We start from the raw sequence: 8,305 nt of genomic DNA on the forward strand, positions 1-8,305 counted from the left end.
ATCGCCGAGCCCCAGTCCCACCGCCGAGCCCCAGCCCCTCGCCGAGTGCCAGTCCCACGCCGCCGAGCCGGCCCGCCATCGACAACAACTTCCCGGTCACCCGGGAGGGGGCTTACGGCACCAACCGCTACACCGTGTTCCGGCCGTCGAACCCCTCGGCCGTCGGTCGTGCCATGCCCGTGCTGGTCTTCGGCAACGGGGCCTGCGCGCACACCAACGGGAGCGAGGTGATCCAGGCGCTGACGTTCATCGCGGCCCGCGGGTTCGTCGTGGTGGACACCGCGTCCGTCGACGGCTCACCGAACGGGGTGCAGAGCGGGTCCCCGATCCCGTCGTTGCTGACCGACGGGATCGGCTGGGCAGAGCGGGAGAACGCCCGCACCGGCTCGCCGCTCTACCAGCGCCTCGACCTGTCCAGGGTCGCCGCCGCCGGCCATTCCTGCGGCGGCCTGGAAGCGCTGGTCGCCGCTCAGGACCGGCGGGTCAGGAGCGTCGTGTCGCTGGACAGCGGGTTCTTCGCCGACGGCTCGTTCGGATACCCGCGCTCGGAGCTCTCCAAGTTGCACACCCCGGTGATGTTCCTGGACGGCGGGCCCTCCGACATCGCCTACGACAACACCCGGGCCAACTACGACCTGGCCCAGGTGCCGGCCGTGCTGGCCGAGCAGCCGCAGGCCGGGCACGTCGGATTCATCACCGGCGCCCAGATGAGCGAAGGCATGACCGCGGTGGTCCAGTTCCTGGACATGACGCTCAACGACAACGCCACGGCTCGGTCGTACATCCTGGGGCCCTCGGGCCTGGCGGCCAGGGCCCCCTGGACGGTCCGCAGCAAGAACTTCTGATCCCGGACGGAGGCGTGCGGCCGGGCCGCACGCCTCTGCCGATCGAGTGACCGTGTCAGGCGCGGGCGTGCCGGCCCGCGCCGACCAGTTCTGGCTCCGCCGCGGCGGGCTCGCCGTCCTCCTCGTGCCCCTCGATCGACAGGTTCGGCAGGATCCGGTCGAGCCAGCGCGGGATCCACCAGTTGAGCCGGTCGAGCAGCACCATCGTGGCGGGCACGAGGAAGCCCCTGATCAGGGTCGCGTCGACGGCGATGGCCACGGCCAGCCCGACGCCGAACACCTTGACCAGAGGGTCGGGGTAGGCGATGAACGCGGTGAACACCGCCACCATGATCAGGGCGGCCGAGGTGATGACGCGGCCGGTGGACCCCAGTCCCTCTGCCACCGCGCTCCGGTTGTCCCCGCTGCGCGAGTAGGCCTGCCGTACGGAGGTCAGCAGGAAGACCTCGTAGTCCATCGACAGGCCGAACAGCACGGCGAACAGCATGAGCGGCACGTACGTGTCGATGGGCACCGAGAAGAACAGCGTGGCGAGGTAGGACCCCTCGGCCGAGGGCGGGGGGTCCATGCCGACCAGGCGGCTGCCCAGGCCATGGGAGAACACCACGGCCAGGGCGCCGAAGGCGGCGCCGAGCGAGACGAGGTTCATCACCGCCGCCTTGATCGCGACCAGGGGCGCGCGGAAGGCCAGCAGCAGGAGCAGGGCGCTGAGCAGCACGACGATGCCGACGACCAGCGGCGTCCTGCCCATGATGCGGTCGCCCGCGTCTGCCAGTCCGGCCACCTGGCCGCCGACGTGGACGTGCGCCCCCGGCACCTCGATGGCCCGCACCCGTTTCACCACGTCGAGGGCTCGCGGGTCGCTCGGGGCGTAGTCGGGGACGGCCTGGATGAGCACGGAGCGGCCGTCCTCGTTGACCTTCGGCGGGGCGACGAACGCGATGCCCTCGGTGTGCTCCACCCGCTGCCGCAGCACCTGCACGACCGGATCGGGCGGGGTCGAGTCGGCGATCTTCTGGTCCAGTTCGGCCACGGCGATGAGTCCGCCGTTGGCCCCCGGGCCGAAGCCCGCCTCGATCAGCTCGTACGCCCGCCGGGACGGGGTGCCCTTGTCGCCGTACCCGTTGTCGAGCGGACCGAGCGTGATCGTGGCGGCCGGGGCGGCGAGCGCCGCCAGCACGACCACGGTGACCGCCAGCACCCGCCAGGGGCGGCGCGCCACCCAGGCGCCCAGCTTGGCCCAGCCGGTGGCCGGGCCGTCGCGGCGGGCGGCGTGCCCGGCGAACGGCAGCCGCAGCGCGTTGATCCGGTGCCCGAGCAGGCCGAGCAGCGCCGGCACCAGCGTGATCGAGGTGAGCACGGCGCACACGACCGACACGCCGGTGATCCAGCCGAGCGTGCGCAGCAGCGGGAACCCGGCGAACATCAGCGCGCTCAGCGCGATCACGACCGTGCCGCCGGCGAACAGCACGGCCCCGCCCGACGAGGCCGCCGTACGCCGGACCGCCTCATGGACCTGCACACCCTCGGCCAGCAGCGTCCGGTGCCGCGACAGCAGGAACAACGCGTAGTCGATGCCGACGCCGAGGCCGATCATCGTGGCCAGGATCGACGCGGTCGAGGGCACGTCCACCACGTGCCCGAGCAGCGCGATGAGGCCGAGCCCGACGCCGATGCTGATCAGCGCGGTGAAGATCGGCACGAGCGCGGCGACCAGCGTCCCGAAGGCGAACAGCAGCACCAGCAGCGCGAAGACGACGCCGGCGATCTCGCTGGCACCGGTCTTGATCTGCTTGTCCGCGGGCGTGGAGCTGTCGGAGGGGACGACCTCGATGCCCGCCCGCACGGCCGGCGCGGCGGCGGCGACGAGCTGCTCCGAGGTCTGGGCGAGCTTGGTGGTGTCCTGCCCCTTCAGCCGTACGGTGATCATCCCGATCCGCAGGCTGGACGACATGCCGCCCATGCGGTACGGCGTGTCCACCTCGGCGACGTGCGGCGTGCGCCGCAGGGCGTCCATCGACCGCTCGACGGCCTGTTTGCGAGACTTGTCGATCAGCGTGCCGTTCGCCGTGTAGAGAACGAGCTGCACCGTCCCGCCGGGGTCATATCCCGGTCCGAAGCCCTCGCGCATGAGCTCGTGCGCCCGCTGCGCGTCGGTGCCGGGGATCGACACGTTGTTGTTGACCGGCCGGCCCCACACCAATGTGCCCGCCGTCAGCAGGCCCGCCGCCAGCACCCACAGGGTCAGCACGATCCAGCCGTGGCGTGCGCACCATCCGCCGAGCCGCCCCAGAAGCCCGCTCATCGTCGTCCGTCCCGGGTAGCATGTCCTCGCGACCGTCCTGTACGGCCGTACAAAACGAGGGTAAAAGGAATTGATCGGCGGGCGAGCGGCGCGCCGGAAAATGAGACGATGACCACACTCGACCAGGGCAACGCGACCCGGTCCCGGATCCTGGCCGCGGCCCGCGACCTGTTCGCCGAGCGGGGATACGCCGCCGTGTCGCTCGCCGACATCGCGGCGGCGGTCGGCCTGACCAAGACGGCGGTCGCCTACCACTTCCATCCCAAGGACCGGCTTGCGGCCGAGATCATCGCCCCGGCCGCCGACGACCTGCTCGCGCTGCTCGGCGGCGAGTTCTCCGGCCACCGGGAGTTCCTGCGCGCGTTCACCGCGTTCGCCGTACGGCACCGCGCGGTGATCCGGCTGCTCACCGAGGACATCGGCGGCGCCGACAGCGCCCCTCCCGGATCCCCGGGCGAGGCGATCAGGGAGTTCGGCCGGGAGTTGTTCGTTCGCCTGGCCGGGCCCGACCCCTCCCCCGGCACCCGCGTACGCGCCTGGGCCGCCCTCGGCGCGGTGCAGTCCGGTGTGGTGAAGACCATGGACGTGCCCGCCGACGTGGTCGAGGAGACCCTGACCGCCGCCGCCGTGGCCGTGTTCGAATCTTGATATACCGACCCCCTTGCGATCACTCTCAGAGCGCGTCACATTTCGTGTGAACGTTCAACCTTTCCGCCGCGTCCTTAGCAGACACCAGCGGGACGGATGCGAAGGGAGTGACGGCCAGCCGTGGACGTACCGGCCGTCGGGGAGGGCCGCGCGGGCGCGCTCGGCCAGGTGGTCTCGGCCCTTTCGAAGACGCCGCGGACCGTCCTCGTCCTCGGCGAGCCCGGCATCGGGAAGACCCATCTGCTCGGTGAGGCCGCGGCGCGGCTGAAGGGCTTCCGCGTGCTCCGCGGCCAGGCCCGCGAACTGGACGGCGGGCGCGCCTACGCCCCGCTCGTCGAGGCGCTCGGGGCGTTGGGCGGCGAGGCGGCCGGCGTCCTGACCGACCTGCTCGACGCGATGGACCAGGCCGCGCTCGGGCACCCGGCCGCCGCACCCGGCGCGATGGCCGCCCGGCTGCTGGAGTCGCTGCCCGGCCCCACCCTCCTCGCCATCGACGACCTGCACCTGGCCGACGCCGACACGCTGAGCGTGCTGCGGGCCCTGCCACGCCGCCACGGCGCCGTCGCGATCCTCGGCACCGCCCGCCACCCTCCCCCCGCTCGACGTGGACCTGTCGATCCGGCTCCAGCCGCTGTCCATGACCGAGGTCGCCGACCTGGTCACCACGCTGCTCGGCCGTACGCCGAGCGACACCGTCCTGCGGCGGATCCACCTCGCGAGCCGGGGCAACCCGTGGTTCGTGCAGGAGGCCGTACTGGCCCTGGTGCAGGGCGGCGCCGTACGCTCGGCGGATCCGGGGGCGCGGCGCGGCGCGATCCTGAGCCGGCTGTTCCAGCGCGACCGGGGCGGACGCGACCTCGCCCGCGTGCTGGCCGCGCTGTCGCGCACGAGGGAGGCCGCCGACCTCCCCGCGCTCGCCGAACTGGCCGGGCTCGATCCGGACCAGGCCGAGCGCGCCTTCGAGGCGCTGGTCAGGGACGGCGTGGTCACCAGGAACGGCGACGGCTACGCGCTGGCGCACCCGCTGGTGGCCGAGGCGCTCTACGACGACCTCGGTGCCTCCGGCCGGCGCGAGGTGCACCGCCGCATCGCCGACCTGCTCGAACGCGAGGGGCTGACCGGGACCAGGCGGGTCCTGGAGTGGGCCACGCACATGGCCGAGGCCGGGCCGCCCGCCGAAGCCCTGCCCGCCGTGCTGCGCGCAGCCGAGCTGACCCGCTGGACCGCGCCGCTGTCGGCCGCGCACTGGTACGGCAAGGCCGCCGAGCTGTCCCCCGAGCCCGGCGGGCTGCTGGCCAGGCAGGCTCTCGCCTATTGGAAGGGCTCGCGGCCCGCGCTGGCGCTGAACTCGGCCCAGCGCGCGGTCGCCGCGCTGCCCTTCGGACGCCGCCGCACCCGTGCCGCGTATACCGCGGTCGGCGCGGCCCACGCGATGGGGTGGTACGAGGTGGCCCTCGACGTGGCCCGCCGCCAGATCCCCAGGGCCGACGACGCCTCGGCGTTGCTCGCCCAGCAGGCGCTGGTCAGCGCGGAGATGGGCCGCCCCAGCAGGGAGGCCGCCCGACGGGCATGGGAGGGCCTGGCCGACTGCCCGCCGCAGGACCGCGCGACCACGGTCGGATATCTCGCCCTTCACGCGCTCGTGCGGGGCGACTGGGCCGAGACGGGGCGGGCGATCGACGACCTGCTCACCTTCGCCGCCGCGCTGCCGCCGGCGCCCGGCTCGCGTCGCTGGAGTCGGCGGCGCACGTGCTGGCGATCGCCGGGCTGCGTTCCCGCGCCGTCGAGGTGCTCGACCAGGCCGAGCAGATCCACCGCGGCCTCGGCTGGCACGACATCGCCGGACAGCACGTGCGGACCATGGCCGTGATCCGGCGGATGGGCGGCGAGTGGACGCGGGCGCTGGAGGAGATCGCGGTCGCGGGCCGGGCCCTGGCCGAGGCGGGCCTGCTGGAGAACCTCGCCCTGCTGCGCAACATGGAGCTGGACATCCTGCTCGACCAGGGCAGGCTGGACGATGCCGCCCGGGTCCTCGCCGAACCTCCGCCCGGCTCCGCGTTGCAGCAGGGCATGCGCTGCGTGTTCCGCGCACGCCTGGTGCTCGGCCGGGGCGACATCGTGGCCGCGCGGCGCGAACTCGACCGCGCCCTCGCGTACGAGGTGCCCGAGGTGGTGCACCGGGCCCTGGCGGTCAAGGTGCTGGTGATGGGAGCGGCGGGCGACGACGCCGGCTGCCGGGCGGCGGCCTCCCGGCTGGACGATCAGTCGGCGAACGGCACCCCCCGTGCCCGGCTCGCCGCCGACCTCGCGGTGGGCTGGGCGTTCCGGGACCGCGCGCGGACGGGCGCGGCGCTGGAGCGGGCCCGCGCCGACGGCCTTCCGTTCGAGGAGGCCCGGGCCCGGCTGGTCCTCGGCGCGCTCGGCGACACGATGCAACTCCCCCGCGCGCACGCGATCTTCACCCGGCTCGGCGCGGCGCCCTGGGCGGCACTGTCCGAACGCCGCCTGCGGGAGGCCGGACTGGTCCCCGAACCGGCGAGCCGCCTCACCCCCGGCGAGCGCCGCGTCATCGAACTGGTCGCCGACGGGTTGAGCAACCCTCAGATCGCCGAGGAGCTGCACTACAGCCGCAAGACCGTGGAGGTCTATCTGACCCGCGTCTACGCGAAGACCGGCCTGCGGTCGCGCGTCGAACTCGCCCTGGCCGTCGAACGCGGCGAGCTGTGAAGCGGTTGTGGCTCCACGTTTGTGCTGGTGGGGGCTTGGATCGATAGTGTGTTCGAGATAGGCTTGGGGCAGCCGTTAGAGGTGAGCTTAGTAGGCGGGCCGTCGGTGGCCGTACGCCGTGTGTTGAGCCGAGTCTGCGTGAAGGAAGTCCCGGTCCGGGCGGCCGGGAACCGTTCAGTCGCCTTCGTCTCCGCTCCCGGGGGTCACCGTGTCCGCGCCGCAATCGCCGCCCGTTCTCGCGCGGCCGTCCTCTCGTAGTGGGGGCGGGGCGCCGGCGGCGATTCCCGAGGGCCTGGCGGCGATCCCGCCGGGGGCCGAACTCGCGCAGATGCTGGCCGCCATCGACGTGGAGCGAGTATCGGGGTTTGACACCGTCGAGGTGCTCAAGGCCGCCTACCGCCAGTCCTGCCACGACCGCGCGCGGTTCCTGCACGCACTGCTGGAGGTCGGGCTGCGCGAGCAGTTCACCGGCGACAGCGTGGTCCGTCTGGAAGTGCCTGACGAGTTCGCTCCCGATGAGGCGCGGGCCGCGCTGGCCTGGTCCCGCCGCCGGGCGGACTCGGCGTTCGATCTGGCGTGGAACCTGCACCGCCGCCTTCCTGTTCTCGGCGAGGCGATGCTGGCGGGTGAGCTGGACGAGCCGCGGGCGGTGGCCTTCATCCGCTGGACGAGCGGTTTGACCGACGCCCAGGCCGGCTGGGTCTGCGAGCATCTGATCAGTCGCGCCCCGACCTGGACGGTGGGAGAGCTGATCGAGCACATCCAGCGTCTGGTGCTGGCCATCGACCCCGATTGGGCGGAGAAGCGCTACAGGGAGGCGGTGCGCAGACGCCGCGTGGTCGGCATGCGCAACGACGACGGCACCGCGACGGTTTCGGGTCTGGATCTGCCGCTTGATCGGGCGGTGGCCGGTTGCGAGCGCATCGACGATCTGGCCCGCGCCTGCAAGCGTGCCGGGGACCACCGCACCCTCGACCACATCCGAGCCGACCTCTTCCTCGGCAGCCTGGACGGCAGCTTCGAGGGCCTGTCCGACGCCGAGATCGTCGCCCACGTCCGCACCCACCCTTTCGTAGACGCCGCCCCCTCCGACGCCCCAGCCGAGTCCTCTGACATCCGCCCCGGAGACCCGATCACCAAGCCGATCACGGAGCCGAGCGTCGAGCCCGTCGACAACGCCGCCGACGGGCGAGATGACGAGCCCGACCACTTGGCCGATGACGAGCCCGATCACGCGGCCGATCACGCGGCGACGACAAGGCCGACGACGCGATCGACGGCGAGATCCCTGACGAGCCCCGCAGCGCGAGGCGCCCTCATACCCGAAACCGGACACGCCCGGGGCCTGGCAGTGAGGCCGGCGACCCGACCGGCGCTGGACCCCACGGCGAAGCGGGCGGCGCGGCACCCGACGAGGCATGCGGAGGGACCGGGCAAGACCACCCACAGCAACACGGACGCGAGCCCAGGCAGGAACCCCGACACGACCGGGGACACGATCACGGGCAGGGGCTGAGACAGCGGCTTGGGCCTGCCGATGGGCGACCCCTCACGGAGCAGACGTCGGCACAGCCGTCATCGGCCCAGGCGTCGGCACAGACACGGGCGGCACAGGCTGGACAGTCATCGGCGCAGACACGGTCGGCACAATCATCGGCAGTGGTGGCGCGTCGTCGGCCCAGGCATGGATGTGGTCCTGGTCGGTCCGGGTGGCGGGCATGCGGCAGCCCGGCCAGGAGCAGACCCGGCCCCGAATCTGGACGTATCGGCGTAAGGCCGC

Annotated in this window: 6 protein-coding genes and 1 pseudogene; 6 read left to right on the forward strand and 1 reads right to left on the reverse strand. The window is 72.9% G+C overall.

From position 1 onward, the window contains the following. A partial coding sequence (locus tag B1L11_RS43285) for a hypothetical protein (RefSeq protein ID WP_218671680.1) occupies nucleotides 1-845 on the forward strand: 845 nt, incomplete at its 5' end. Between the two features lie 55 nt (nucleotides 846-900). Here B1L11_RS43285 and B1L11_RS43290 read toward each other — a convergent pair. Next, a complete protein-coding gene (locus B1L11_RS43290; RefSeq protein WP_079320958.1) occupies nucleotides 901-3,150 on the reverse strand; it encodes an MMPL family transporter in 2,250 nt (749 codons plus the stop codon). A gap of 108 nt (nucleotides 3,151-3,258) precedes the next feature. On the opposite strand from B1L11_RS43290, the gene B1L11_RS43295 reads away from it, so the two are divergent. The 5 genes and pseudogenes from B1L11_RS43295 (at nucleotide 3,259) to B1L11_RS43315 (ending at nucleotide 8,041) form a co-directional block, all read left to right on the forward strand. Further along, nucleotides 3,259-3,798 carry a TetR/AcrR family transcriptional regulator gene (locus tag B1L11_RS43295; protein ID WP_079320959.1) on the forward strand — a complete coding sequence of 180 codons (540 nt, stop codon included), beginning with the start codon at nucleotides 3,259-3,261 and terminating at the stop codon, nucleotides 3,796-3,798. A gap of 168 nt (nucleotides 3,799-3,966) precedes the next feature. After that, a pseudogene (locus B1L11_RS55640) lies at nucleotides 3,967-4,296 on the forward strand (ATP-binding protein); the annotation flags it as partial. 106 nt (nucleotides 4,297-4,402) lie between these two features. Next, nucleotides 4,403-5,668 carry a hypothetical protein gene (locus B1L11_RS53480; protein WP_079320960.1) on the forward strand — a complete coding sequence of 422 codons (1,266 nt, stop codon included), beginning with the start codon at nucleotides 4,403-4,405 and terminating at the stop codon, nucleotides 5,666-5,668. After that, complete coding sequence (locus B1L11_RS53485) at nucleotides 5,551-6,525, forward strand: LuxR family transcriptional regulator (RefSeq protein ID WP_256863411.1); 975 nt, start codon at nucleotides 5,551-5,553, stop codon at nucleotides 6,523-6,525. The genes B1L11_RS53480 and B1L11_RS53485 overlap by 118 nt, the downstream gene beginning before the upstream one ends. 208 nt (nucleotides 6,526-6,733) lie before the next feature. After that, nucleotides 6,734-8,041 carry a DUF222 domain-containing protein gene (locus B1L11_RS43315; RefSeq protein ID WP_143737976.1) on the forward strand — a complete coding sequence of 436 codons (1,308 nt, stop codon included), beginning with the start codon at nucleotides 6,734-6,736 and terminating at the stop codon, nucleotides 8,039-8,041. Nucleotides 8,042-8,305 lie beyond the last annotated feature (264 nt).

Source organism: Microbispora sp. GKU 823, from assembly GCF_002027145.1.
Classification (GTDB): domain Bacteria; phylum Actinomycetota; class Actinomycetes; order Streptosporangiales; family Streptosporangiaceae; genus Microbispora; species Microbispora siamensis.

Excerpts from the sequence above, each read along its gene's own strand:
- B1L11_RS43290 (WP_079320958.1), bottom strand. The coding sequence starts at position 3,150 with ATGAGCGGGCTTCTGGGGCGGCTCGGCGGATGGTGCGCACGCCACGGC.
- B1L11_RS43295 (WP_079320959.1), top strand. The coding sequence starts at position 3,259 with ATGACCACACTCGACCAGGGCAACGCGACCCGGTCCCGGATCCTGGCC.